Source organism: Kordia antarctica (assembly GCF_009901525.1).
Classification (GTDB): domain Bacteria; phylum Bacteroidota; class Bacteroidia; order Flavobacteriales; family Flavobacteriaceae; genus Kordia; species Kordia antarctica.
On record NZ_CP019288.1, the window covers coordinates 4,214,334 to 4,241,203 of the forward strand.

The 26,870-nt window shown below is 34.0% G+C and carries 16 protein-coding genes and 2 tRNA genes; 10 read left to right on the forward strand and 8 right to left on the reverse strand.

All coding sequences use genetic code 11. From position 1 onward, the window contains the following. Nucleotides 1-3: 3 nt before the first annotated feature. Nucleotides 4-735: a queuosine precursor transporter gene (locus tag IMCC3317_RS17565; RefSeq protein WP_160130792.1), complete on the reverse strand. Its 732-nt coding sequence runs from the start codon at nucleotides 733-735 to the stop codon at nucleotides 4-6. 182 nt (nucleotides 736-917) lie between these two features. Between IMCC3317_RS17565 and IMCC3317_RS17570 the strand changes: the two genes are divergently transcribed. Then, the gene (locus IMCC3317_RS17570; RefSeq protein ID WP_160130793.1) at nucleotides 918-1,079 is read left to right on the forward strand and encodes a hypothetical protein; all 162 of its coding nucleotides are present in this window, start codon (nucleotides 918-920) and stop codon (nucleotides 1,077-1,079) included. 80 nt (nucleotides 1,080-1,159) lie between these two features. Here the strand turns inward: IMCC3317_RS17570 and sppA are convergent, their stop codons facing one another. Then, nucleotides 1,160-2,926 (reverse strand): signal peptide peptidase SppA, encoded by a 1,767-nt coding sequence (gene sppA / locus IMCC3317_RS17575; RefSeq protein ID WP_160130794.1) that lies wholly within the window; start codon nucleotides 2,924-2,926, stop codon nucleotides 1,160-1,162. Nucleotides 2,927-3,184: 258 nt separating this feature from the next. Between sppA and folK the strand changes: the two genes are divergently transcribed. After that, nucleotides 3,185-4,318, forward strand: a complete 1,134-nt coding sequence (folK, locus tag IMCC3317_RS17580) for a 2-amino-4-hydroxy-6-hydroxymethyldihydropteridine diphosphokinase (RefSeq protein ID WP_160130795.1) — start codon at nucleotides 3,185-3,187, stop codon at nucleotides 4,316-4,318. 630 nt (nucleotides 4,319-4,948) lie between these two features. On the opposite strand, the gene IMCC3317_RS17585 is transcribed toward folK, so the two are convergent. Next, complete coding sequence (locus tag IMCC3317_RS17585) at nucleotides 4,949-5,479, reverse strand: RNA methyltransferase (protein ID WP_160130796.1); 531 nt, start codon at nucleotides 5,477-5,479, stop codon at nucleotides 4,949-4,951. An 82-nt stretch (nucleotides 5,480-5,561) separates the two neighbouring features. Here IMCC3317_RS17585 and mutS point away from each other — a divergent pair, with 82 nt between their 5' ends. From mutS to IMCC3317_RS17615, 6 genes are all read left to right on the forward strand, one after another. Further along, on the forward strand, nucleotides 5,562-8,171 hold the full coding sequence (gene mutS, locus IMCC3317_RS17590; RefSeq protein ID WP_160130797.1) for a DNA mismatch repair protein MutS: 2,610 nt from the start codon (nucleotides 5,562-5,564) through the stop codon (nucleotides 8,169-8,171). Nucleotides 8,172-8,295: 124 nt separating this feature from the next. After that, nucleotides 8,296-8,368, forward strand: a tRNA-Gly gene (locus IMCC3317_RS17595). 15 nt (nucleotides 8,369-8,383) lie between these two features. Beyond that, nucleotides 8,384-8,467 (forward strand) — tRNA-Leu (locus tag IMCC3317_RS17600). A gap of 541 nt (nucleotides 8,468-9,008) precedes the next feature. Further along, nucleotides 9,009-10,055 carry a T9SS type A sorting domain-containing protein gene (locus tag IMCC3317_RS17605; protein WP_160130798.1) on the forward strand — a complete coding sequence of 349 codons (1,047 nt, stop codon included), beginning with the start codon at nucleotides 9,009-9,011 and terminating at the stop codon, nucleotides 10,053-10,055. 12 nt (nucleotides 10,056-10,067) lie between these two features. Next, nucleotides 10,068-16,766: a polymorphic toxin type 23 domain-containing protein gene (locus tag IMCC3317_RS17610; protein ID WP_228055066.1), complete on the forward strand. Its 6,699-nt coding sequence runs from the start codon at nucleotides 10,068-10,070 to the stop codon at nucleotides 16,764-16,766. Next, entirely contained in the window at nucleotides 16,760-17,260 is a 501-nt protein-coding gene (locus IMCC3317_RS17615) for a hypothetical protein (RefSeq protein WP_160130800.1), read from the forward strand. The genes IMCC3317_RS17610 and IMCC3317_RS17615 overlap by 7 nt, the downstream gene beginning before the upstream one ends. A gap of 191 nt (nucleotides 17,261-17,451) precedes the next feature. Here IMCC3317_RS17615 and IMCC3317_RS17620 read toward each other — a convergent pair whose 3' ends face one another. Continuing rightward, nucleotides 17,452-17,745, reverse strand: coding sequence for a hypothetical protein (locus IMCC3317_RS17620; protein WP_160130801.1), 294 nt, complete (start codon nucleotides 17,743-17,745; stop codon nucleotides 17,452-17,454). A 415-nt stretch (nucleotides 17,746-18,160) separates the two neighbouring features. Between IMCC3317_RS17620 and IMCC3317_RS17625 the strand changes: the two genes are divergently transcribed. Then, the gene (locus IMCC3317_RS17625; RefSeq protein ID WP_160130802.1) at nucleotides 18,161-18,340 is read left to right on the forward strand and encodes a hypothetical protein; all 180 of its coding nucleotides are present in this window, start codon (nucleotides 18,161-18,163) and stop codon (nucleotides 18,338-18,340) included. A gap of 642 nt (nucleotides 18,341-18,982) precedes the next feature. Here the strand turns inward: IMCC3317_RS17625 and IMCC3317_RS17630 are convergent. From IMCC3317_RS17630 to IMCC3317_RS17645, 4 genes are all read right to left on the reverse strand, one after another. Then, nucleotides 18,983-20,161: an acyl-CoA dehydrogenase family protein gene (locus tag IMCC3317_RS17630; RefSeq protein ID WP_160130803.1), complete on the reverse strand. Its 1,179-nt coding sequence runs from the start codon at nucleotides 20,159-20,161 to the stop codon at nucleotides 18,983-18,985. Between the two features lie 150 nt (nucleotides 20,162-20,311). Continuing rightward, on the reverse strand, nucleotides 20,312-21,025 hold the full coding sequence (locus tag IMCC3317_RS17635; protein WP_160130804.1) for a tRNA1(Val) (adenine(37)-N6)-methyltransferase: 714 nt from the start codon (nucleotides 21,023-21,025) through the stop codon (nucleotides 20,312-20,314). Nucleotides 21,026-21,028: 3 nt separating this feature from the next. After that, the gene (gene rimM, locus IMCC3317_RS17640) at nucleotides 21,029-21,556 is read right to left on the reverse strand and encodes a ribosome maturation factor RimM (RefSeq protein WP_160130805.1); all 528 of its coding nucleotides are present in this window, start codon (nucleotides 21,554-21,556) and stop codon (nucleotides 21,029-21,031) included. Nucleotides 21,557-21,629: 73 nt separating this feature from the next. After that, nucleotides 21,630-22,148: a 30S ribosomal protein S16 gene (locus IMCC3317_RS17645; RefSeq protein WP_160130806.1), complete on the reverse strand. Its 519-nt coding sequence runs from the start codon at nucleotides 22,146-22,148 to the stop codon at nucleotides 21,630-21,632. Between the two features lie 323 nt (nucleotides 22,149-22,471). Between IMCC3317_RS17645 and dnaE the strand changes: the two genes are divergently transcribed. Further along, nucleotides 22,472-26,854 carry a DNA polymerase III subunit alpha gene (dnaE, locus tag IMCC3317_RS17650; protein ID WP_160130807.1) on the forward strand — a complete coding sequence of 1,461 codons (4,383 nt, stop codon included), beginning with the start codon at nucleotides 22,472-22,474 and terminating at the stop codon, nucleotides 26,852-26,854. Nucleotides 26,855-26,870 lie beyond the last annotated feature (16 nt).

Here is a 26,870-nt window from a genome sequence, read left to right on the forward strand (position 1 = left end):
ATGTTAAGAAGATGATAAATTTTCTGCATAATCATCTAAGTCGATTTCTTCTCCAATTTTCAAGCCAAAACGTCTTCTGAAGAGGTAAACTATCAAATATAAAAATGGTGTATCGAGAAAAGCAACCAATACTTTAAATATGAATCCGCTTAAAAGCAATCCTAAATAAATATCCCACGGTAAAATTTTAAACAGACATAATAAAGTAATGACCGAGAATGTATCTACAAATTGTGAAGCGAACGTGGAAAAGTTATTTCGCAGCCACAAATGTTTTCCTTTGGTTAGGTTTTTCCAATAATGATACAATTTAATGTCTATAAACTGCGCAAATAAATACGAAAGCATGGAAGCCAACACAGCCAAAGGCGCATTTCCGAATACGTGTGTAAATGTTTCGTCGCTTACGCGAGAATCGGGAAGTGCAGGAACATATTTTGCAATGTAAATGATTCCTAACGAAAAGAATGAAGCAAAAATACCTGCAATTACAACTTGATTGGCTTTCTTTTTACCATAAATCTCAGAAATTGCATCTGTAATTAAAAACGTAATTGGATACGGCAACAATCCAACTGAAATTTTAAATAAACGTTCACCAAAAATCTCCATGTCAAACGGATACCAATAAAAAAACTTTAGAAATATTAAGTTAGAAACTACTAAAGAAGTAATAAACAATGCTGCTAAATACAAGTAGATTTTAGCGGCTAATTTTTTGTCGGCTACGGTCATTTTGTAAAGATAGTAAACTTTAAAATGTAGCATGTGCTGTAATGCTAAACATCGTGATTCATTAGCAGTCGTAATATATAAATAGCGAGTCGTTATTTATAAATGGTTGATTATAAGTGTTTTGTTTTCACTTTAGACTGGTGTATGTTTGCTTCAATATTAATCACATAAAATTTATTATTATGAAAAAAAAGAATTTAAAAAATTTGAAACTTAACAAGAAGTCTATTTCAGCTATCGATAATTCGACTAAAACAAGAGTAGTAGGAGGATCTGATCAACGAGGTTGTGGTCATCCAATTTCTATTATATTAGGTGGTGGATCTTTTTGTTGGTGTTTATAATACGTTGTAAACCAAATAACACAAAAAGCCTTTCCATTTTAATGGAAAGGCTTTTTCATTGTGATTAACAACTAACAAAATTATTTAATCTCAATTTCGTAAGGTAACAACAATTGCGGTCCTTGCATTTGCGTTAGTTTCTTCATTTTTTGTAAAAGCAAGTAGTTTTTCTCACCTAATTCTTCCTTCATTAATTCTTCTTTACTTTGAATAAATCCGCCTGTATATTGACTTAAAAGGCTTTCTAAATCCATTTCATAAATTGGCAATTCTTTAATTTTATAAGTTTTCATTTCGGCAGCATCTGCGGCAGCTAGTATTGCCATATCCAATCCGCCAATTTCATCAACCAAACCAATTTTAATTGCATCGTTTCCTGTCCAAACTCTTCCTTGTGCGATAGAATCTACTGCGGCTTGCGTCATTCCGCGTCCGTCAGCAACACGTTGCGTAAACAAATCGTAAATATCTTCAATTCCTTCTTTAATTAAAGTACGTTGTTCGTCGCTCATTGGTTCAAAAACGCTATAACCAGCGGCATTTTTATTCGTGCCAACTTGTTCTGCATTAATTCCTAAATCTTCTGCTAATTTGTGCATGTTCGGAATCGTTCCAAAAACACCAATACTTCCAGTAATTGTATTTGGTTCTGCAAAAATCTTATCTGCGTTACACGCGATGTAATATCCGCCAGAAGCTGCCAAATCTCCCATAGAAACAATAACTGGCTTTACTTTCTTCGTCAATTCAATTTCTCTCCAAATCAATTCGCTCGCCAACGCACTTCCACCAGGAGAATTTACACGGATTACAATTGCTTTCACTTTGTCATCTTCTCTAGCTTCTTTCAAGGCTTTATTAATGATTCCTTGTCCAATAACATCTTTGCTACCTTCGGTATACATAATTTGACCTTGTGCATAAATAACCGCGATTTTATCATCACTTTTCTTTACAGTTACTTTCTTTCCAGTATATGCTGCATAATCGTAAATAGTAACTCTATTCACTTTACTGTTTTCGCCTAGCGCATGTTGAATTCCAGCTTCATATTCATCTTCGTAACCAATTTTATCAATCAACTTAGAAGCCAATGCCAATTTTGCAGTTCGTCCAGCTAATTCGTCTGCGAGCGTATTTAGTTGTTCAGAAGTCATATTTCTACTTGCGCCGATTTCCTTTTTCATTTCGTCCCAAATAGACATTAAAAAGACAGAAATTTGCTCACGGTTTGCTTCACTCATTTCTTGGTTTAAATAACCTTCCACGGCACTTTTATATTTTCCGTGACGAATTACTTCCATTTTTACGCCGTATTTCTCTTGAAAATCTTTGTAATACATGCGTTCCATTGCCAAACCTTTAAAGTCTAATCCGCCAACAGGGTTCACATAAATAGTATCAGCTACAGAATTTAAGTAGTAATCTTTCTGAGAATAATAATCGCCATAAGAAACAATGAATTTCCCTGATTCTTTAAATTTCAATAAAGCATCACGCAACGCTTTTGTTTGCGCCATTCCTGCTTGAATGAAATTGTTTTTAATAGAAATTCCTTTAATTTTACTATCTGTGGCAGCATAATTAATAGCATCAATAATATTGAACAATCCATCAAATTTTGGATCATTTGGGAAAAATGGAATTTCGCTGTAATCGAATTTTCCAGCATAATCGTAAATAGGTGCGTCTAAACTTAATTCTAAAATAGAATTATTTTTTACAACAATTGGATTTTTGTCAGCTCCTGCACTTGCGAAGATGAAGAACAATAGTAAGATAAAGCACAAAGCGCAGAAAACTCCGATTCCGACAATTGTTGAGAGTACTCGTTTAAAAAAATTCATAAGTATATATATTTATTTGCTTTTTTTTGTAAAAGTATTTATTAATTGAATAACTAGAAAGTAAGTATGCTTAAATGTTAAAATGTTACACTTTTTGTGAAATTAATATCGTTTGAAACTTTCAAACCAAAAAAGAAGCCGTTTTTAATAGTGTAGTTTACAACTAAAAAGACGCCTAAACAAAAGTTTTTGAGAATCTGATCCGTATATTTTAACTATATTTGGCGCAGCTATTTTTAGCCAAGAAAACGTATTCAATTGCATCCTAATTTGTTACACACTACATATATATCTATCGGAAGTAATGTTGGCGACAAACGCGCACATTTACAGAATGCTGTTCAGCAACTTTCTGTTAAAATTGGTCGCGTTGTAAAGATTTCTCCAATTTATGAAACACCTTCTTGGGGTTTTGATGGCGGCGATTTTTACAATGCTTGTGTATGTTTGAAAACGGAATTATCTTCTTCAGAAGTGATGACTGAGATTTTGGAAATAGAAACAACACTTGGACGCATTAGAAGTGAAACGAAAGCATATAAAGATCGAAGTATTGATATTGATATCATTTTTTATGAAGATGAAATATTAAAAACCGATTTGCTACAATTGCCACATCCGCTTGCGCATGAACGTAAATTTGTGATGCAACCTTTGTGTGATATTGCTCCGAGTAAAATTCATCCAATCTATAAAAAAACAGTTTCGCAACTCAATGAAGCAATTTCTAGCGACGGAATTGAAAAAAGTGAGGAAGTTTTACAAAATCCAAACTGTAAGAAAGATTTTTCTCGGTTTAATTACATTGCCATAGAAGGAAACATTGGCGCGGGAAAAACGTCGTTAGCAACTAAAATTGCGGAAGAATTTAATGGAAAGCTGATTTTAGAACGTTTTGCAGACAATCCGTTTTTGCCAAAATTCTATGAAGATAATATGCGTTATGCGTTTCCGCTAGAAATGTCCTTTTTGGCAGATCGCTATCAGCAAATTTCAGACGATTTATCACAATTAGACTTATTCAAAGATTTCATTGTGTCAGATTATGATATTTTCAAATCATTGATTTTTGCAAAAGTCACGTTGCAACGAGATGAATTCAAATTGTACAGAAAGTTGTTTGACATTATGTACAGCGAAATTCCAAAACCAGATTTATACGTTTATCTCTATCAAAATACAGATCGTTTATTGCGAAACATTAAAAAGCGTGGACGCGATTACGAACAAAAAATTCCTTCCGAATATTTGGATAAAATCAACAATGGCTATTTAGAATTCATCCGAACACACAAAGACCTCAACGTAAAAATAATTGATGTTTCTGATTTGGATTTCGTTGCAAATGACAATGATTATCAAAAGATTATTTCGGAAATTCAGGAAATTTAGACTCGCTTCGCTCAATTCAAGAATTTAAAAATTCAATGATTCAAGGTTGTTTATCGACTTACGCTAGCGCGAGTTTTGCAACTCGTGCCGATAAACATGCTAAAAGATTAGACTCGCTTTGCTGTTAGACTTGCTTCGCTCTTGTAATGTTAGAATCAGCTTCGCCTGTTAGTATTTTAGTAATTGTTACATTTTCAAATTAACACATTGACACATTAATATTACTTCGCTTTTGGACTTAAAAATCTTGTTAGGTTTTGAGATAATCAGAACGTCATTTCGAGTGATTTTTTGTAATGTAATGAAAAAAAAGTGTATCGAGAAATACTTTAAAACGAAAAAGGTACTCTAAATAAAATTCTGGAAAGTGAGCACTTCTCGATACTAATTTGCGTTGCAAATTCACTCGAAGTGACGTTCGGAAATTATAAACGTAAAAGTTATTTTCTAACAAATCTAAAAATCTAAGAGCAAAGCAAGTTTAAGTCAATCTAACAATCTAACAGAAAAATTTCAGTTTAAAAGTTGAAAGGTTTATAAGTTTATTTCATTGGGTAAATGATTCACCTACCAAAATACCAAGAGCGTAGCGATACCAAAGGCGAAGCCGTCTCTAACAGCGAAGCGAGTCTAAAGCGAAAGCTTCGAAAACACATCCCAAATCACAACACCTGCACTTACTGAAATATTCAACGAATGTTTGGTGCCAAACTGTGGAATTTCAATCACGTAATCACTTGCAGAAACTACTTCTTGTTGCACGCCTTTTACTTCGTTTCCAAACACTAATGCGTATGTATTTGGTTTTTTAGGTGAGAATTCATTCAGCATAATTGCATTTTCAGCTTGTTCAATGGAAGCGACTTTTACGCCATTTTCTTGCAGTTCTTTTACCAATTCAAGTGTATCTTCTCTATATTCCCACGCAACGGAATCTGTTGCGCCAAGTGCCGTTCTATGAATGTCTTTATGTGGCGGTTTTGCAGTGATTCCGCACAAAAATATCTTCTCAATTAAAAAGGCATCACTCGTTCTAAATACTGAACCAATATTGTTTAAACTGCGAATATTATCAAGAATTACAATTATGGAAGTCTTTTCTGAAGATTTGAATTCGTCTACATTAAGTCGATTTAGTTCACTATTTTTAAGTTTTCTCATAGGTAATTCGTGAGTTTTCCTTGAATTTAATTAAATTCGCAATTAACGATTTCTGCAAAAATAACATTAAAAATAGCAAACTTTGGCAAAAAAACCTGCGAAAAAAGTAACTCCTTTGATGAAGCAATACAATGGTATTAAAACCAAGTATCCGGATGCTTTGTTGCTATTTAGAGTTGGAGATTTTTACGAAACTTTTGGTCCAGATGCTGTAAAAACAGCTACTATTCTAGGAATTGTATTGACGCACCGAAATAATGGTGGCGAACAAGTGGAACTCGCAGGATTTCCGCATCATTCCTTAAATACCTATCTGCCAAAGCTTGTAAAAGCTGGCGAACGTGTTGCTATTTGTGATCAATTAGAAGATCCGAAACAAACTAAAAATATTGTAAAACGTGGTGTTACGGAACTAATAACGCCAGGAGTTGCATTTAGCGATGAAGTGTTGCAAGCCAAAACAAATAATTTTTTGTGTGCCGTTCATTATGGAAAAAAGTTGTTAGGTGTTTCTTTTTTAGATGTTTCTACGGGAGAATTTATGACCACACAAGGAAACGCAGAATACATTGATAAACTGTTGCAAAACTTTAAACCAAGCGAAATTTTAATTCCAAAACAACGAAAGTTAGAATTTGCAGACGTTTTCGGAACGAATTTGCATGTATTTTATTTGGAAGATTGGGTTTTTAAAGATGATTACGCTCAGGAAAAACTCATCAATCATTTTGATGTTACTTCCTTGAAAGGATTCGGAATTGAAGATTTGAACGAAGGAATTATTGCTTCTGGTGCAGTTTTACATTATTTATCAGAAACACGACATAATAAGTTACAACACATCACATCTATTGCTCGAATTGCAGAAGATGAATATGTTTGGATGGATCGTTTTACGGTCAGAAATTTAGAATTATACGCTTCGACATCATTCAACGCGATTACATTAATCAACGTAATTGATAAAACCATTTCGCCAATGGGCGGACGTTTACTGAAACGTTGGTTGGCATTGCCATTGAAGAATAGTCAAAAGATAAAACAACGGCACGAAGTTGTGAATTACTTGTTGCATCAATCCGTAGAATTAGGCAAAATTCAGCAGCACATTCGTCATATAAGCGATATTGAACGCTTGATTTCTAAAGTTGCAACGGGAAAAGTCTCGCCAAGAGAAGTGATTCAACTGAAAAATTCTTTAGAAGCGATTGTTCCGATCAAACGAATTACAAGTGCGAGCAAAAACGAAGCATTGAAAGTTATTGGCGATACTATTCATGAATGTGAGTTGCTTCGTTCAAAAATTAAAGAAACTTTAAATGAAGATGCGCCCGTCAATATTTTAAAAGGTAATACTATTGCAAACGGTTTTTCGGAGAAGTTAGATGAATTGCGCGCGATTGCATTCTCTGGAAAGGATTATCTAGACAAAATGCTGCAACGTGAATGTCAAACCACAGGAATTCCATCTTTAAAAATAGCTTCTAATAACGTTTATGGTTATTATATTGAAGTTCGAAATACGCATAAAGCGAAAGTCCCAGAGGAATGGACGCGAAAGCAAACGTTGGTGAATGCCGAACGTTATATTACCGAAGAATTGAAAGAATACGAAACAAAGATTTTGGGTGCGGAAGAAAAAATAATGCAAATAGAGCAGGAGTTGTTTGCGGATTTAGTCGTTTGGATCAATCAATATATCAAAGCCGTTCAGCAAAATGCAAATATTATTGCAAAGCTTGATTGTTTGTGCGGATTTGCAACGCTGGCGAAAGCAAATAAGTATGTGTATCCTGAAATTGACGATACGTTTGATTTAGAGATTAAAAACGGGCGTCATCCTGTGATTGAAAAACAATTGCCCATTGGTGAAAGTTATATTGCGAATGATTTGTATCTCGACAGAGACGCGCAACAAATCATTATGATTACAGGCCCAAATATGAGTGGAAAGTCGGCTATTTTGCGTCAAACCGCATTAATTGTACTCTTGGCTCAGATGGGAAGTTTTGTGCCCGCAGATTCCGCTAGAATCGGTTTGGTTGATAAGATTTTTACACGTGTTGGCGCAAGTGATAATATTTCCATGGGAGAATCTACTTTTATGGTAGAAATGAACGAAACGGCTTCTATTTTGAATAATGTTTCCGAACGTAGTTTGATACTGTTAGATGAAATTGGGCGTGGAACGAGTACGTATGACGGAATTTCGATTGCGTGGGCGATTTCAGAGTATTTACATGAGCATCCATCGCGCGCAAAAACATTGTTTGCGACACATTATCATGAGTTGAATGAAATGACGGAGATTTTTGATCGGATTAAGAATTACAACGTTTCCGTGAAAGAATTGAAAGATACAGTATTATTTTTGCGAAAATTGGTCAAAGGTGGAAGCGAACATAGTTTCGGAATTCACGTTGCTAAGATGGCTGGAATGCCGCAGCAAGTCATTCACAAGGCAAATAAAATTTTAAAGCGTTTAGAAAAATCACATTCAAGCGAAGAACTTGCGGACGATTTGAAAGGTGTTGAAAATGACATGCAATTGAGTTTTTTCAATATGGATGATCCGCTGTTGGAAGAAATCAAACAAGAAATTTTGATGACAGATATTGATACATTGACGCCAATTGAAGCATTAATGAAGCTTAACGAGATAAAACGCATGTTGCAACGGGCAAAAAAGTAATTGATTCTTAGTGGATTAAAAAATAATTGATTCTTTTTCCTGAAAACGTTTTGGTATTTAAAGAAATGTTTTAAATTTGCATCCGCAATACAGCAGTAGTATTGCACGTTCTTTAGAATAATTTGCGAAAATAGCTCAGCTGGTAGAGCGTAACCTTGCCAAGGTTGAGGTCGCGGGTTCGAGTCCCGTTTTTCGCTCTATATAAAATCCACGCTCGAGTGGTGGAATTGGTAGACACGTTGGACTTAAAATCCAATGGCCCTTGGGCCGTGCGGGTTCAAGTCCCGCCTCGAGTACGAAAGCCCTTCTTAATCTGTTGATTTTGAAGGGTTTTTTTATGGGTTTATTTTTTTGTTTACAATAGTTAGAAAGGAAACTTTCTTTGTATGTGACTAGAAAAGCTTATAAGAAAACAATACTCTTCAGTTTTCTTTAATTTTCCCGTTTTAATCAGTGTTTTGCAGGTTCATAGATATTCTTACAATTCATAAATTCCGAGTATGATTCTTTTTTTTAAGGTTTGTTTCTGTATACATTTAGTAAGGTAAATTTTAGAAAACATAAATAATTCATGAGAAAATAAATTAGAATTTCCTAAGATTTTTCTCATTGATTCATATTCAAAATAATTTAGCATTTATGGTTTTACCGTAACAATTTTACTCTAAGGTTAATGTGTGATTTTATTGAGAAGTGGTAAGTTGTTTTTTTGTTTCTTTAATTTAAAACAAAGTTTATTATAATAAAATAAATGGATATTCTATGAATTTAAAATTTCTTCCTTATTGCCTAACAATGCTTTTTTGCTCAATTTTTTATGGGCAAACGGATACTAATATGCTAGATACTTCAACTTGGACAGTTGGGACTGGTTCTGTTTCTGGATTTTCTCAATATGGCATTACATCAGAAAATTCAAGAGTTATTGGAAATAACCATGTAGGAGACAATGTTGTTCTTTGGAAAGCTAGTCCAGATGTAAATGGAACTCAAAGTGGCGGTTTTGGGTCTTCTTATGAAAATATTAATCATACAAAGGATTATCGCTTATCTGTTTGGATAAAGAAAACGAATTCGAATGATGGTAGTTCTTATTTTAAGCTAACAAGTTATACTGGTGGTGTACATCATACATTAAAACTAGACGGAGCAGCAGTAAGTTATCCGGCTTTTTGGGTTGGAGATTTGCCAAAACTCGATAGATGGTATTTGTTCGTTGGTTATATTCATAAAAGCAGCTATTCTTCAACCATTAATCTCGGGAAAATTTATGATGGTGTAACTGGAGAAGTTGTTCAATCAATTACTGATTTTAAATTTAAGTCTTCAGCGACAAATTTACAGCATAGAACTTTTTTATATGGCGATACAAATATTATGGACAGACAATATATGTATGCTCCAAGAATGGAAGTTATAGATGGTACAGAATGGTCATTGAACCAATTATTAAGAATAAATCCTGGTTCTAAATTATTGTTTGTTTACGATAATGCAGGAAATCAAAAACAACGATTTTATTGTGCTGTTGCTAGTTGTTCTGTACCAAATCCTCCAGCAGGAAGAGCCGCGTCTGAAGAAGTCATAGTTTCAAAGGAATCAGAGATAATAGAAGATGGTATATCTGTATTAGAAAAAGAGTTTTCACTTTATCCAAATCCTACACAAGGATCAGTTTTATTGAAGTTTAGCTCCAATTCAGGCGTATCTCTATCAGACGATATTAATGTATATAACAGCTTAGGTATATTGGTCAAAACCATACCAAGTGAATCTAAAAATGAATTGGAAATTGATTTAAGTAATTTATCTACAGGAATGTATTTGGTACATATACATTTAAGTAACGGCGAAAGTATAACTAAGCAAATCATCAAAAAATAAAACGAGTTGGACATGAATATAAAAAATTACTATATAAGTTGCGTATTACTTTTAATGGGGTTTGTTGGTTTTGCACAAAAAACACCTGAAAATTTAATTAGAGGTACAGAAAGTTCAAAAAATATAACTTCTAAGCCAATTTTTAGCGATAATAGGAAAGTAACAATACAAGACAGATCTGATACTAATGAAAAGCCAAGTGCTGTTTCGAGTAAGACATCTTCAGAAGCTGGTACAACTCCGGCTGATTTTTCTGTATCCTTATCAGGAGGAGCGACCTACAATATTCCTATTGCTATACCACCTGGAGTAAGAGATATTAGCCCAAACATAGGATTAAATTTCAATAGTCAAGCGTCTAATGGTTTGGCAGGTTGGGGATGGGGATTCTCTGGCTTATCTACAATTAGTCGAGTTTCTTCTACAGAGTTTCATGATGGTTTTGTTGATGGAGTTGATTTTGACCTTAATGATCGTTTTTCTTTAGATGGACAAAGATTATTGCTTAAATCAGGAACTTATGGAGCTACCAATTCTACTTATCAAACGGAAACCTATTCCAATATAAAAATTCAGGCTTATGGAACTTCTTCTTATGGCGCTTCTTATGGTCCTTCATATTTTATTGTTTATTATCCAGATGGTTCAAGAGTTTGGTATGGTTTAGCTTCAGGCTCCAGAAACCGATTAGAATGGGCTGTATATAAAAAAGTCGATGCTCAGGGTAATAAGATGGAATACTTTTATATTTACGATGGTGAATTAAGAGCTATTAGTAGAATTCGATTTGGAAGTAGAACAGGAATTGGGCCAGGAGAAATTTTATTCTCTTATAAAACAAGGAAAAGACCCGAACTGTCTTACGTTAATGGTATAGCTTTTAAAAGAACAAGAATTCTAGATAGAATAGAAACTAGAGGAAATGGCCAAACATATAGAAAATATGTATTAACGCATGATGAAACACCTTTGGGCTATGAACGATTAACTTCTGTTGAAGAATATAATAAAGCGAATCAAAGTTTGACGCCTGTAAATTTTAGCTATGATAATTCCTCTTCAAACCCAAATCCAGATACGTATGCTGGGTCTTTATATCCAGGATATAACTATCAGACTGATAATATTTTATCAGGTGAGTTTAATGGAGATGGAAAATTAGATTTTATTCTATATAATAAAAATACTAGAAATAAACTCCACCTTTTCGATAATATTTATGAGTCATCCTATAATAATACGGAAATAGGACGGACATATAATGTTTCAAATTTTGATGATGTCATAGGAAATAGTATGCTCAATCATCAAGGAAAAAAACTAGGCCAACAAGGAATTACGCTGATCAAAGAAAATATTAGTGGCAATACATCTTCGATAGAGTTCAAGAGTTATTATCATGGCGCTGTGGGATTATATTATCATTACACTAAAACATGGAATGCACCAACCTATTCATATGAAAGTTATTGCGGTAATTCTACAAGAAAGAAAATTCCAAAAGAATATATATCAGGAGATTTTAATGGTGATGGTTTAACAGACGTATTAGCAATAGGAAAGCCATATACAAATAGATATTGTTATGAATATGAGTGCCCAGGAGGTGGAGGTGATCCTTGGAGTTATGAAACAATACAACAAAAAGATGAAAGTGATGAGGATTTTGCAGTCAGAAAGCAAAAAGCTTTAAAACAAAATAAAGAACAGGTGGCTGAACGTACTCCAATTACTATTGATCCAGGTGATGGTGGTGGAGGCGGAAATGGAAGTTGTTGCTCTTGTAGTTCGTATACAACGAATTATAGAACAGCATATTTTATTGATTTAGATAGAAACTTAACTTCAGGATTTGCTAATTGGGCAGGAAGTTTACAGCAAGAAATAAAGTCTGATGATAGAGTTATGGCAGCTGATTTTAATGGAGATGGGAAAACAGATTTATTCCATTTTACTGAAGGGAAAGCTTTCGTTTATGAGCTAAATAGCAACAATCAACTATCTTTAATTTACACAGAAACGGATAGTTATATTAAAATGAACCGTCCTATTCTTTTAGGAGATTATAATGGTGATGGAAAAACAGATTTTTTAGTACCTACAGCAAATAATAGTAGAAACTGGCGATTCTTTTTATCTAGAGGGACTAACATTCTAAAATATACTAAATATTTAGATTTAATCACTTATGTGGAAAGTCAAGTATCACAATATTATAATTACAGTGACGGTCCAATTACGGATGCCGTTGTAGAAATTAAATTTATTGCTCAAGATGTAAATGGAGATGGAAAGACAGATTTAATTAAACATTGGATAGCGAGTGCATACTCTACAAATCATGAATACTCAGAAGATGTAGTGAATATTCATGTAAATAAGTTTACAACCAGCGATACAACACCTTCTTTTGAACATACGTCAAATTATCTTCAAACAAATACAGGAATCAAAAAATTTGGAGTGCCTATATTTTTAGATTCTCATTCTGAAACAGATAATATTGAATACGCATATGTTAGTGCCAATCATTTATCGGCATATGAATTTGAAGGAGACCATAGAAAAGATGTAACATTAGAACAAATAAATAACAATGGCACTTCTCATTTAATAGATTATGCGGGTTTAACTAATCAGGGAAATTATTATGAACAAGCTTATACTGGGAGTTATGACGAAATTTATCCATATGTAAATGTCAATATTGTACCTTCTTTAAAACTAGTCAGTAAAGTAAGGGAAACTAGTAGTGGATCAACACGAACTCAAAATTTTAAATATTCTGGAGCAGTCTCTCATGCAGATGGTTTAGGTCTGTTAGGGTTTAAACAGGTTGCAAAATCAAATATCAATGGTTATGGAGTCCAATCATTATGGAATATTACAGACTTTGATATTCAAAAAAGAGGATCTCCTACACGAAATTGGATCTCTACGAGTTCTTCCACTACTCCATACAGCTACATAAGTAAGAACGATTATACGTATCAAACACAGCTAACAGCAGATAAAGTTTTTATTAATCTTAAATCTCAAGTTATTTCTGAAGATGCTTTAACTGGTATCACAAGTACTAAAGCATTTAGCTATGATTCGTATTATAGTCCAACAACAGTTACGACAACATTGCCTGGAGGTTCGGAAACCATTACACAACAATACATCAACAATCCTAGCCCTTTTGATCAAACATATACTATTGGAAGATTATCTGAAAAAACAACTACCAATGTTTTAAACGGAGATACATTTAGTACAAGTAAAAAATACTTTTACAGTAATAATTTAATGACACAAGTCAGACGACAAGGAAATGGTACACCGTGGTTATATGAATATTATCAATACGATATTTTTGGTAATATTTTACAAAAAAAAGTTACAGGAATTGGTGTTTCAGATAGAATAGAAAATTTTGAGTTTGATGCTTCGGGCAGATACATGACTAAATCTATTGATGATGAGGGACTTGAAACTACATATGCATACAATATAGCTACGGGCGATCCAATAAGTGTTACCAATGCATATGGTTTGCCAGTAACGTATCAATATGATGATTGGAATAGAGTTACTAGAGAAACCAATTATTTAGGTAAGCATACTTATACTACCTACGCAAATAATTCAACGTATGGTACAGGAGGATTACTAAAAACTACTAATTATGACCAAGGCGAAGATCAAAAGATCTATTATAATGCATTAGGTTGGGTTATGAAAGAAGGAGTTTTAAGTATTAATAATAAGTGGATATTTAAGAACTACGAGTATGATGTAGCAGGGAAAAAGCTAAAAGAAAGCGAACCGTATTTTAGTACATCTTCTCCCGCACAATGGAATCAATATTTTTTTGATCAATACGGTAGATCAATTGCACAGCAATTATTTACAGGAAAAGTAATTAATACAACTTATAGCGGTTTGTCTGCAACAGTAGATGATGGTACTAAAACAGTTACTTCAACTAAAGATGCTTTGGGCAATATTATTAGTATTCAAGATGATGGAGGAACTATAAACTATACATATTATGCGAATGGGAAAATGAAATCTACCAATTATGATAGTCATATTGTAAATGTTACCATTGATGGTTGGGGAAGAAAAATAGCGTTAACTGATCCTTCAGCAGGAACGTATACGTATCAATATAATATTCTAGGAGAAACATTACAAGCAGTAACTCCTAAAGGTACCACAAGCTATCAATATAGTCCAGAAGGTAAATTAATTCGTAAGGAAGTTGTTGGAGATCAAACGAATATTGTTACAGATTATGAGTATAATCCTGCTACAAAGCTTTTAAAACGAATATTAGCTATAAATAATGAGACAGGTACTCATTACGATTACAATTATTTCTATGATAGTAGTAAACGAATTAATAAAATTACGGAAGGTAATGGAGCTGCTGATTTTGAAAAACAATTAACGTATGATAGTTATGGACGAATTAATAAAGAAGTATATATAACCAATACTACCTCTGCAGCAACCAGTAATATTGTAAGTGTAAAAAATGTATACGACACAACGACAGGAATATTAAGAGAAATAAGAGACTTTAATACAAACGTACGCTTGTGGCGTATAAATACTGAAAATGCCAGAGGAAAAGCTTTGAGTATTAGTTTAGGAAATGGAATTATTAAGACAAAACAATATGATCAGTATGGTTTTTTAACGAACGTTTATGATCGCAAGCTTGGATTAGGCATAATAGGTTCGCCACCACCTACGCCTATAGTAGCTTTAAATATGGACTATAATTTTGATTATCAACGAGGTATTTTAAACAGTCGTAAAAACTATGCATTCGCTAATTGGAATGAAAATTTTTCTTATGATAGTTTGGATAGGCTAACTCAAATAAGTGGTGCAGTAAATCAGCAACAAGAATACGACCAACGAGGTAGAATAACGGATAATTCTTCCGTAGGTGTATACAACTATAATAATTCAAATGCTTACAGGTTAGAAAACATAGACTTAAATAATCAAGGTGATTTATACTATCAACAAAATGAATTACAACAAATAACCTATAACGCGTTTAAAAAACCTATTAAGATTTTTCAAAAAGATAAAGGGATCGTAAACTTTGAGTACGGGCCTTTTATGAACAGAACACATGCTTATTATGGCGGTTTGCAAGAAGATAAAAACCTGCGGCAATATCACAAACAATACTCAAGTATTATTCCTGTAGAAATTATTGAAGACAATAACATAGGAAGCACAAAAATAATTACATATATAGGAGGAGATGCTTATAGTGCTCCTATTGCTCACATAAAAAAAGAGGTTTCCGGATCAAGTTCTATAGATGAATACCATTATTTACATCGTGATTATTTAGGTAGTATTCTAGCAATTTCAAACGCTAGCACAGAAATTGTAGAAAAGCGCCAGTTTGGAGCATGGGGTGCAACAGATCAATTTGTAAATATACAAGGAGATACTTCTTTTGGTCATGATTCACTCATTGGAAGAGGGTTTACAGGTCATGAACATTTCTTTGAAGTAGCTCTTATTCATATGAATGGTCGTATGTATGATGCTAAATTGGGCCGTTTCTTATCTCCTGATAATTTTATACAAGATCCGTACAATACACAGAGTTTTAATCGTTATGGATATGTATGGAATAATCCTTTATCTTTTAGTGATCCAAGTGGTGAAATTATTTGGGCCGCAGTTTTAGTGGGAGTAATTGTCGGCGCAATTTCAGGTGCTGCTGCTTATATTGGTCATGCAATACAAACAGGAAACTGGAGTTGGGGCGGTTTTGGAATGGCTATATTAGGAGGAGCTATTGTAGGCGGTTTAACTTATGGAATTGCCCCCTCAATGGTCTGGAGTACTGGCTCAATACTCTCTATTGCAGCTGGAGGTTTCGTGGGTGCTTTTTTACCATCCTTTAATATTCCCATAGGCGATTGGAATATAAGTATTAGCCCATCTATAGCATTTGGTAATGCTGCAGGTATAGGTGCTAGTTTAAGTGTTGGATATAGTGATGGTAATTGGAGTTTTTCGGCAGGTATAGGTTACATGAATTATGGTAACTATAATGGTTTTGGAAATGGCGTTGAAATTAGAAAATCTATACTAGCAGCTTACGACGATGGTAAAACAGGGTTTTCATTAGGAACAAATTGGTGGAGCGGAAATTTAGGAGGTGGAAATGATAATTTTCATCAGCAAACTGGTATGTTAGGTATTCGATCAGGGGATTTTAGACTTCGATATGAAAATGACGGAAAGCCTTTTAGTGGCTTATCAGGGGACGGAAATGATCAATACAGAACTGCTGCATTAGAATTGGGAGTTGGAGAATACTCTGTTGGTTTCAATTTATTTACGGGAAAAAGAAATAAAGAAAGTTATAAAGCAGAAAAAAGTGGACAATGGGATGGAAATTTAGGCGAGATAGGTCCATACAAATCCGGCAAATATGGAGAACATTATAAAAATGGTTTAGTAAAAGAGGTAGGAACAAAATATAGACTTGGTGCCTTAACTTTTGGTTATAAAGGTTACAAGTTGGGAGTAAATAGTGAATGGGTTAGACATGCAATACAGAATGTAGCAATTCATGGTTCACCTAAATGGCTTGCTGGACAAAGAATGTTTGAGATGCAAAGTAACTCATGGAATAGATATTTTCAATATAAAACACCTAATATGTTTACATCATGGTAAATAAAACAACAATTGTGGTTCTTTTGATAGTATTAACTTCTTGTGTAACAAAATATCATATTGAAAATGATGAAAATGGAGAGCCCATTGTAAACAAAAATAACTATTCATTTAATCAGAAAATGACTTTAGATTCTTCTGATTTAATTGATACCACATCAATATATATAGAGCTACTTTCGGAAAAAACCTTAAAAAGTAATAACAATAATTTTGATATTTTAATATTTCATAATGATGGCTATTTTGAAAAAACATCAAAAAAATATTTTAGAAAGTTCAAAAGAAATAAAAACTCTGTTTATTATGGAGGAAAATTTTTTGCTGACGGAGATAAAATTTTCATTGAAGAATTCTATCCAGCAAAAGAAGGTAAAACCAATTATTATATAAAAGAAATAAGTGAAGGGCAAATTAATAAGGATACTGTATATATTACTGTTTTTGGTAGTCAGCATAAATATGTAAGAAAGGATTACAGTGAAATTTTTTGATAAAAAGCTATCATTACATTTACATTCTGGTAAAAAAATGGTATTATAGTAATCGTTTTTAGTTGTATTTCGACTAAAAACGATTGCTAAATAGTACGGTTTAAGCCTAGCAGATTTTGTATTAAACCCAATAAATAAAACTATATAAAGTACATTAATACTTCTGTGTTCAACTCATAAGTGCAATACACTTACTTTTTAAAACTTACACAGTTTATGAGATACTGCCGATCTATGTTTAAATAAGATGTATAAAACCCTCCATCTGCAAAAGTAGTATCATCTGGTAGCGATTTCCATAAAATTACTTCACTGCCAACATGGTTGAGCCCTAGTTCTCGATAATTTTTTTGAGCTGTTCCATACATGCCGAAACCATTAACTACACCTGTTCCAACAGTCCAAGAAGTAGTATTTAGTAAATTTTGAGAATAAACAGTACCTATAAAAAGCAGCAATGTTAAAAGAGTAATTTTTATCTTCATTTGTATATTATTTATATGATTGATCAGTTAATTTAATTGCAATATAGTTTGTCCTTTATTTTGAATTGAATATTTTTTATAAGCGTCGCGTTTTTTAAACAAGCGTTGAATTTTTGATTGAAAAACAGGGTTTTATATACAGATTTTAATTTTTTAAATTCTAATGTATAATTCCAAATGCCAACATAAAATGTTAAAATCTCTTTATCCAAAATGCTAAAGTGTAGTTTAAGTTCAAGAGAATGAAAAAGTTTAGAATTATATATACTTGGAGTTGAGGGTTTATTATGCATTAAATTTTCATCATAAATACTTACTCATAATATATCCCATACCATAAACTAAGGTTTCCCCGTAATTAACTCTTATTCAATTACTTTACCTTAACACATTAATTAACTAAAAACTTTATATCATGTTAAAAAACATCATAGAATTAAAAGGAATTCAAACGTTAACCAAGCCTCAACAACAATCAATCAATGGCGGAGTTAGTAACTGTATCAGAAATTGTAGACAAGATTTCGCTGATTGTAGAGAACTTGGAGGTCCAAATTGTTCGGCAAATTTAGCCGCTTGTAAAGCCGCTTGTTAAAACTTTAAATATTTAGGAAAAAATATTTTCGCTTGATTATCAATCACTTAACGATTTTTAAATTCAAAACGTACTATAATTACGGTTTTACCGTAACACAAGTAATGTTTTATCTTATCCATCTCTTAAGATATAGTTTAATTTAGCTGAAAACATATTGAGGTTTAGGGGAATCTCATTATAATAGTATTATTCTATTAGATAAAAGGGAGATCATTCTTGTGACTACTCCCTTTTTTTTAGTGTTGCTGAGGAAACTTAGAGAAATATAAAAGTTAGTTATTTATTAAATTGAGAAATTAGGGGGTCTCATTTAGTAATCAAAATAACTTCCACAAACCTAAAAAGGGATTTCCCAAACTTTCATAAGTTTAGAAAATCCTCCTAAAACATATTCAGAAAAAGAAAACTATTTTATTTAGATTAAATAAAAATAATTATATTTGTAGCCGAATATAATTATTTAGTTTTATGTCTTTTTTAATCGATATAGAAGAAGTTCAAAAAAAGTCGAAGAAGAAAAAAAATAAAGCAGCCAAAAACTGTAAAAGTAAATGTTGCGATAAATTTAAAAAGGGCAATCGCTGTAAACGTTGCCCAATGTTTGATTTATTGAAAAAAGCTTCTTAAAAGCATTCTCTTTTATTTAAAAGCGTTCAATCCTGTAACGTCAAATCCTGTAATTAATAAGTGAATATCGTGTGTTCCTTCATATGTAACTACGCTTTCCAAATTCATCATGTGTCTCATAATTGAATATTCTCCACTAATTCCCATTCCACCTAACATTTGTCGTGCGTCGCGCGCAATTTTCAAAGCCATATCTACATTATTTCGCTTTGCCATAGAAATTTGAGCAGAAGTAGCTGTACCATTCTCACGCATAACTCCCAAGCGCCAAGCTAACAATTGTGCTTTTGTAATTTCAGTAATCATTTCGGCTAACTTCTTTTGTTGTAGCTGAAACTGACCAATAGGTTTGCCAAACTGAATCCGTTCTTTACTATAACGCAAAGCTGTATCGTAGCAATCCATTGCAGCTCCAATTGCGCCCCAAGCAATACCAAAACGCGCTGAATCTAAGCATCCAAGTGGAGCTCCAAGACCAGACTTGTTTGGCAATAAATTTTCTTTAGGAACTTTTACATTATCAAAAATAAGTTCTCCAGTTGCGCTTGCGCGAAGTGACCATTTATTATGGGTTTCAGGTGTAGAAAACCCTTCCATGCCACGTTCCACGATTAATCCATGAATTCGTCCTTCTTCATTTTTAGCCCAAACAACTGCTATTTGACAAAAAGGAGAATTTGAAATCCACATTTTTGCACCATTCAAAAGATAATGATCGCCCATATCTTTAAAATTCGTTGTCATTCCGCCAGGATTACTTCCGTGATCTGGCTCTGTAAGACCAAAAGATCCAATCCATTCACCAGAAGCTAACTTTGGTAAATACTTTTGGCGTTGTTCTTCATTTCCATATTTCCAAATAGGATACATTACTAATGACGATTGCACAGAAGCTGTAGAGCGAACTCCAGAATCTCCGCGTTCAATCTCTTGCATAATCAATCCGTAGCTAATCTGATCCAATCCAGCACCGCCATATTCTTCTGGAATATACGGTCCGAAAGCACCAATATCTGCTAATCCTTTAATAATTTGTTTTGGAAACTCAGCACGTTGTGCGTAGTCTTCTATAATTGGCGAAACGTCTCTTTTTACCCATTCGCGGGCAGCGTCTCTAACTAATTTATGTTCTTCTGTCAAAAGCTCATCTAAATTGTAATAATCAGGAGCCTGGAATAAATCTGGTTTCATTGATTGTATTTTAATAGCATTTTTAATTATACCAAATAGTACTTAAACTATCATTTTAAATTTTATTTAGTATCACTTAAATTTATGAAAATTCCACAAATCTGCATTACAAAAGTAACCATTGAAATCTCACAAAACAAAAACGAATTGTTATAATTTTAAATAAAAATCTTTTGTCAATAAAATGTATGCTTCTGTGTATTGATGTCTTGTGGTTTCTATAACTAATTCTTCTGTGGTAGTCTTTGTTTCTTCAAATGAAAATGTCAACAAACTACGTTTAAAATCGACTTTAGGATTTCCTTTTACATGACATATTTTTCTTGGAAATAATCCGTTGGCTTCCGCCAGATTTATAAAATGCTCGCATTCTTTATATGGAATAACAGTGCAAAATGTTCCAGATGGTTCCAATAATTTAGAAACGCCTTGTAGTAATGCTGAAAAAGGCAACGCGTCTGTAAAACGAGCCGTATCTCGTTGCATATTCTTAGTTTTAAAATCTTCTGTATAAAAAGGAGGATTCGACACAATCAAATCATATGTATCTTCAATTTCATCAACAAATTCATCCAAACCTGCATGATAACAAAACAGGCGATTGCTCCAAGGAGAATTTTCAAAATTATCAACTGCTTGTTCGTACGCATCATCGTCAATCTCAATAGCATCAATTACTTCCGCAGTAGAGCGTTGCGCTAGTTGCAAAGCAATCAAGCCTGTTCCTGCGCCAATATCTAAAATTGCAAACGGATTACTTTCAACAGAAGCCCAAGCGCCAAGTAAAACGCCGTCGGTACCAACTTTCATAGCAGTTTTATCTTGTTGAATAGTAAATTCTTTAAAGCGAAAAGGTTTGCTCATAAGTTACTGTAAATACAAATCTATCAAACCTTCTGGAGCTTCAATATAAATCGTTTTTGCTTTTCGGTCTACTTTTTTAATAATAGCGTCATTAATCGGAATCAAAATTTCAATCGTATCACGTAAAATCTCAAACAAAGGTTGTGAAGTAGAATCATTCACACCAGAAATTATTCCAACCTTTCCAAAAGAAGCATCTTCCACTGCAAAACCAATAACTTCGTGGTAATAAAACTTATTTCCTTCTAGCTTTGGTAGAAATTCTAATGGCAAGTACAATTCACTTTTCAGTAACTGATCCGCTTCTGCTTCAGTATTTACATCTTCAAACTTCAATCGCAACAAATCTGACTTGTGTAACGATGATTTCTCAATAAAAAACGGAATAAAATCGCGTCCGAGTTTAATAAAAACAGCATCCAAATCATCGTACAAATCGGGTTGATCTGTATCTAGTTTTGCTAGCAATTCGCCTTTAAAGCTATACTTCTTAACAATCTTTCCTAAAAAAAAACAATCTTCAATTCGCATATCTCATATCATAAAAAAAGCCTAGCAAATTTACGATTTACTAGGCTCAAAATTATATGTAAAAAACTATAATTTATTCTTCTTCACCAGCTGCAGGAGTTTCTCCAGCATCTTCAACTACATCCGCTACAACTTCTTCCACAACAGGAGTGTTTGCAACAATACGAGCATCATTAACAGCTTTTTCTGCTTCCAAAGCTTTCGCTTTCGCATCAGCTTCAGCTTGTGCTAATGAACCTACTTTACCTTCAACTTGTCCTTCTTTCTCAGCAATCCAAGTGTTAAATTTCTCATCAGCTTGTTCTTGTGTTAAAGCACCTTTACGGATACCACCAAGTAAGTGATTCTTGTACATTGCACCTTTATAAGAAAGGATTCCTCTTGCAGTATGAGTTGGTTGCGCACCATTCTGTAACCACTGTACAGCACCATCAACATTTAAGTCAATAGTTGCAGGATTTGTGTTTGGATTATAAGTACCTAATTTTTCTAAGTATTTACCATCTCTTTTTGCACGTCCGTCAGCGGCAACGATCCAGTAAAAAGGTTTTCCTTTTTTACCGTGTCTCTGTAATCTAATTTTAACAGGCATAAATAATTAATTTGTGAGGTTCTCGACCTCTGTTATTAATGAGTCGGCAAAGATACTAATATTTCTGAAAAACAAATACTTATATCCTTTTATTTGGGTATTCCCACATGAAAAAATGTGGTCGTGCCTTCGTTAGTCGCTTTTTTAGCGAAAAATTACCGTTCCTAACTTCCAAATTACAATTCAAAAATTCGCTAAAAAGAGCTCCAACATACCACTCTGTCACTAATACGGCTTTTGAATACTGTTAATAACTATCTGCTAAAAACACAAAAGAAATTCGTAATTTTATCCATTCAAATTTCTCCACACAAAAACTGCATATGTACTTAATATTTGATACCGAAACTACCGGATTACCAAAACGATGGGACGCACCTATTTCAGACACGGATAACTGGCCTAGATGTATTCAAATTGCTTGGCAATTGCACGATGAATTGGGAAATCTCGTTGAGCATCAAGATTATTTAGTGCAACCAGACGGTTTTAACATTCCGTATGATGCAGAAAAAATTCACGGAATATCTACGGAATTAGCAGCCGAACAAGGAATTTCGTTGCAAGAAATGTTAGCGAAGTTTAATGTTGCATTATCAAAAGCAAAATTCATCGTTGGACAAAATCTTAAGTTCGATCTCAACATTATGGGCGCAGAATTTCACCGAGAAAATGTTGCTAACAAATTGCAAGAGCTTCCCGTATTAGATACCTGTACGGAAGCGACAGCCAGCTTATGTCAATTACCAGGAGGAAGATTTGGGAAATTTAAACTTCCAACACTAACAGAATTACACAACTATCTTTTCGGAGTCGGATTTGGAGAAGCGCACAACGCAACTGCCGATGTAGAAGCAACAACACGTTGTTTTTTAGAATTAATTCGAAGAAAAGAATACAGCATTGAAAAACTAGATGTTACGCCAGATTACTTTGAGCGTTTCTCAGAAAACAATCCGCAGCCGATTAAATTAATTGGTTTAAAACACATCAATCTCAAAAAAGCATCTGAAAAAATTCGGCAGCGTTTGGCAAAAATTCAGCCAGACGACGGAATTTCTAAAGAAGAACTTGCGGAGAACATTCAAACCTTGCAAGATGCGCCATTTTCGCACTTGCACAATCATTCGCAATTCTCAGTATTACAATCAACTTCAAGCATTACCGACTTAGTAAAAGCGGCTTCCAAATACAATATGGAAGCGGTTTCCATTACAGATCATGCAAATATGATGGGCGCGTTTCACTTTGTGTCAGCAGTTAGCAATCATAATAGAGGAGTCAAGGAACGAATCGCGGAAGCGGAAGCAAAAGGAGAAACAAGTGACGAGAACATTCTAAAGCCAATACTAGGTTGTGAATTTTTTGTCTGCGAAGATCATTTAGACAAAACAAGAAAAGACAACGGATATCAAATTGTATTCTTAGCCAAAAACAAAAAAGGCTATCACAATTTGGCAAAAATGTCCTCAATTGCATATACACAAGGATTTTATTACGTTCCGAGAATCGACAAAAAAGTAATAGAACAATACAAAGAAGATTTAATTATTTTGACAGGAAATCTCTACGGGGAAGTTCCAAGCAAAGTTTTAAACATCGGAGAAGTGCAAGCGGAAGAAGCATTGCTCTGGTGGAAAGAAACCTTTCAAGATGATTTGTATGTGGAAATCATGCGGCACGATCAAGAAGATGAAAATCGTGTAAATGATGTGTTGTTGAGACTTGCCAAAAAGCACGAAATTCAATTAGTTGCGACGAATAATACGTATTACATCGCACAAGAAGATGCAAATGCACATGATATTTTATTATGTGTAAAAGATGGCGAAAAACAAGCAACACCAATTGGACGCGGACGCGGATATCGGTATGGAATGCCAAACCAGGAATACTATTTCAAGTCGCCAAACGAAATGAAAACCTTGTTTAAAGATTTGCCAGAAGCAATTCTTTCCATTCAAGAAATTACAGATAAAGTAGAACCATACGAACTTGCTCGTGATGTATTATTACCTGCGTTTGATATTCCAGAAGAATTTCTGTTTGAAGAAGATAAAGCTGACAAAGGAAAACGTGGAGAAAACAAATATTTACGACACTTAACATATGTAGGTGCCAAAAAAAGATACGGCGAAATTACGACAGCAATTGAAGAACGACTCGATTTTGAACTTGCTACGATTGAAAAAACAGGATATCCAGGGTATTTCTTAATTGTTGAAGATTTTATCCGCGAAGCCCGAAATATGGACGTTTCGGTAGGTCCAGGTCGTGGATCTGCGGCAGGTTCAGTAGTTGCCTATTGTTTATGGATTACGAATATTGATCCATTGCTGTACGATTTGCTTTTTGAGCGTTTCCTAAATCCTGATCGTGTGTCGATGCCCGATATTGATATTGACTTTGATGATGAAGGAAGAAGTCGCGTAATGGATTACGTAATTGATAAATACGGTAAAAACCAAGTTGCGCAAATTATTACCTACGGAACAATGGCGGCAAAATCGTCCATTCGTGATACTGCGCGTGTGTTAGATTTGCCTTTAAGTGATGCAGACAGAATAGCCAAATTGATTCCAAATGCAAAACTTGCTAAGATTTTCGGAAAATCGGATGCGGAACTCAAATCAAAATTCCGAACAGAAGAAATACTGCTAATTAACGAATTGGTGAATCTTTCGGAAGAAGATGGCTTAGAAGCGGAAACCATAAACATGGCACGTGTCTTAGAAGGTTCGGTTCGAAATACAGGAATTCATGCGTGTGGAGTTATCATTACGCCAGACGATATTACAAAATTCGTTCCGGTTGCTTTGGCGAAAGATTCCGAAATGTACTGTACACAATTTGATAACTCAGTTGTGGAAGATGCTGGTCTGTTAAAAATGGACTTCTTAGGATTGAAAACCTTAACCTTAATAAAAGATACCGTAAAGCTTGTCAAATACAAGCATGATATTGACATTGATATTGATGAAATTTCCTTGGATGATGAAAAAACTTATGAGTTGTTCCAAAAAGGAGAAACCGTAGGTGTATTTCAATATGAATCGCCCGGAATGCAAAAACATATGAAATCGCTCAAACCAACAACGTTTGCCGATCTCATTGCAATGAACGCATTGTATCGTCCTGGACCAATGGAATACATTCCGAGTTTCATTCGTAGAAAACATGGAGAAGAAGATATTGAATACGATTTAGATGCGTGTGAAGAATATTTAAAAGAAACTTACGGAATTACAGTCTATCAAGAGCAAGTGATGTTGCTGTCGCAGAAATTAGCAGATTTTACCAAAGGTGAAGCCGATGTTTTGCGTAAAGCAATGGGAAAAAAGCAGAAATCGGTGTTGGATAAGATGAAGCCGAAATTTATAAAACAAGCTTCAGAAAAAGGACATGCAGCTGATAAATTAGAGAAAATCTGGAAAGATTGGGAAGCATTTGCAGCGTACGCCTTTAACAAATCGCACTCTACATGTTATGCTTGGATTGCGTATCAAACGGCATACTTAAAAGCGCATTATCCTGCGGAATATATGGCGGCTGTACTTTCTAATAATATGAATGATATTAAAACGGTTACCTTCTTTATGGAAGAATGTAAACGTATGAAATTGGACGTTTTAGGACCAGATGTAAATGAATCGTTTTACAAATTTGCGGTAAATGATTCAGGTGCTGTTCGTTTCGGAATGGGCGCAATAAAAGGCGTTGGACATGGCGCAGTAAAAACAATTGTAAAAGAACGCGCAGAAGGAAAATATAAATCTGTATTTGATCTCGCGAAGCGAATAGATTTACGCGCAGCCAATAAAAAAGCATTTGAAAATTTAGCGCTCGCTGGCGGATTTGACTCGTTTGGAGATACGCACAGAGCCCAATATTTACACACAGAAAACGATAATATTACATTTTTAGAAAAAGCGGTAAAATATGGCGCAAAATTTCAAGAAAACGCAAACTCTGCACAAGTAAGTTTGTTTGGAGAAGCAAGTGATGTGCAAATAGCCGAACCGTTAGTTCCGCCATGTGAAGAATGGGGAACCATGGAGAAATTGGCGCGTGAAAAAGAAGTCGTAGGAATCTATATTTCTGGACATCCGCTAGATGATTTTAAAGCGGAAATGGATTATTTCTGTAATGGAACGCTTGGTCAATTTTCACAAATGGAGAATTACTTGAATCGTGAAATTGCGTTTGGTGGCGTTGTTACAGATGTGCAACACAGAGTTTCTAAAAACGGAAAAGGTTGGGCATTATTTACTGTGGAAGATTATACAGAATCGTACGAATTTAGAATTTTTGGAGAAGAATATTTAAAGTTTAGACATTTCTTTGTGCCAAACTCGTTTGTGTATATCAAAGCGTTTATTAAGGAAGGTTGGACTAATAGAGACACAGGAAAAAAAGGTGATCCGAGAATTCAATTCAACTCCATGCAACAACTCCAAGACGTCATGGAAACTACGGCGCGAAAGTTGACTATTCAATTAGATGTCAATAGATTAAAGGAGAAAAAACTCAATTTTATAAACGAAATTTTATCAACGCACAAAGGTGATAAATCATTGCATTTTACGTTGTACGAACGAAAAGAAAAGATAAAATTACAAGCACCAAGCAAAAATCAAAAAGTAAATATTACACAAGAATTATTGGATGCATTGACTGAGGAAAATGTACGATATAAGATTAATTAGATATATTTTAAATGCT

Bases quoted from the DNA above. Each gene is read 5' to 3' on its own strand.
- IMCC3317_RS17615 (WP_160130800.1), top strand. From the start codon at position 16,760: ATGGTAAATAAAACAACAATTGTGGTTCTTTTGATAGTATTAACTTCT.
- IMCC3317_RS17585 (WP_160130796.1), bottom strand. From the start codon at position 5,479: ATGAGAAAACTTAAAAATAGTGAACTAAATCGACTTAATGTAGACGAA.
- IMCC3317_RS17630 (WP_160130803.1), bottom strand. From the start codon at position 20,161: ATGAAACCAGATTTATTCCAGGCTCCTGATTATTACAATTTAGATGAG.
- IMCC3317_RS17570 (WP_160130793.1), top strand. From the start codon at position 918: ATGAAAAAAAAGAATTTAAAAAATTTGAAACTTAACAAGAAGTCTATT.
- IMCC3317_RS17610 (WP_228055066.1), top strand. From the start codon at position 10,068: ATGAATATAAAAAATTACTATATAAGTTGCGTATTACTTTTAATGGGG.
- rimM (WP_160130805.1), bottom strand. From the start codon at position 21,556: ATGCGAATTGAAGATTGTTTTTTTTTAGGAAAGATTGTTAAGAAGTAT.
- IMCC3317_RS17605 (WP_160130798.1), top strand. From the start codon at position 9,009: ATGCTAGATACTTCAACTTGGACAGTTGGGACTGGTTCTGTTTCTGGA.
- IMCC3317_RS17635 (WP_160130804.1), bottom strand. From the start codon at position 21,025: ATGAGCAAACCTTTTCGCTTTAAAGAATTTACTATTCAACAAGATAAA.
- IMCC3317_RS17620 (WP_160130801.1), bottom strand. From the start codon at position 17,745: ATGAAGATAAAAATTACTCTTTTAACATTGCTGCTTTTTATAGGTACT.
- IMCC3317_RS17645 (WP_160130806.1), bottom strand. From the start codon at position 22,148: ATGCCTGTTAAAATTAGATTACAGAGACACGGTAAAAAAGGAAAACCT.
- dnaE (WP_160130807.1), top strand. From the start codon at position 22,472: ATGTACTTAATATTTGATACCGAAACTACCGGATTACCAAAACGATGG.
- sppA (WP_160130794.1), bottom strand. From the start codon at position 2,926: ATGAATTTTTTTAAACGAGTACTCTCAACAATTGTCGGAATCGGAGTT.
- IMCC3317_RS17565 (WP_160130792.1), bottom strand. From the start codon at position 735: ATGACCGTAGCCGACAAAAAATTAGCCGCTAAAATCTACTTGTATTTA.
- IMCC3317_RS17625 (WP_160130802.1), top strand. From the start codon at position 18,161: ATGTTAAAAAACATCATAGAATTAAAAGGAATTCAAACGTTAACCAAG.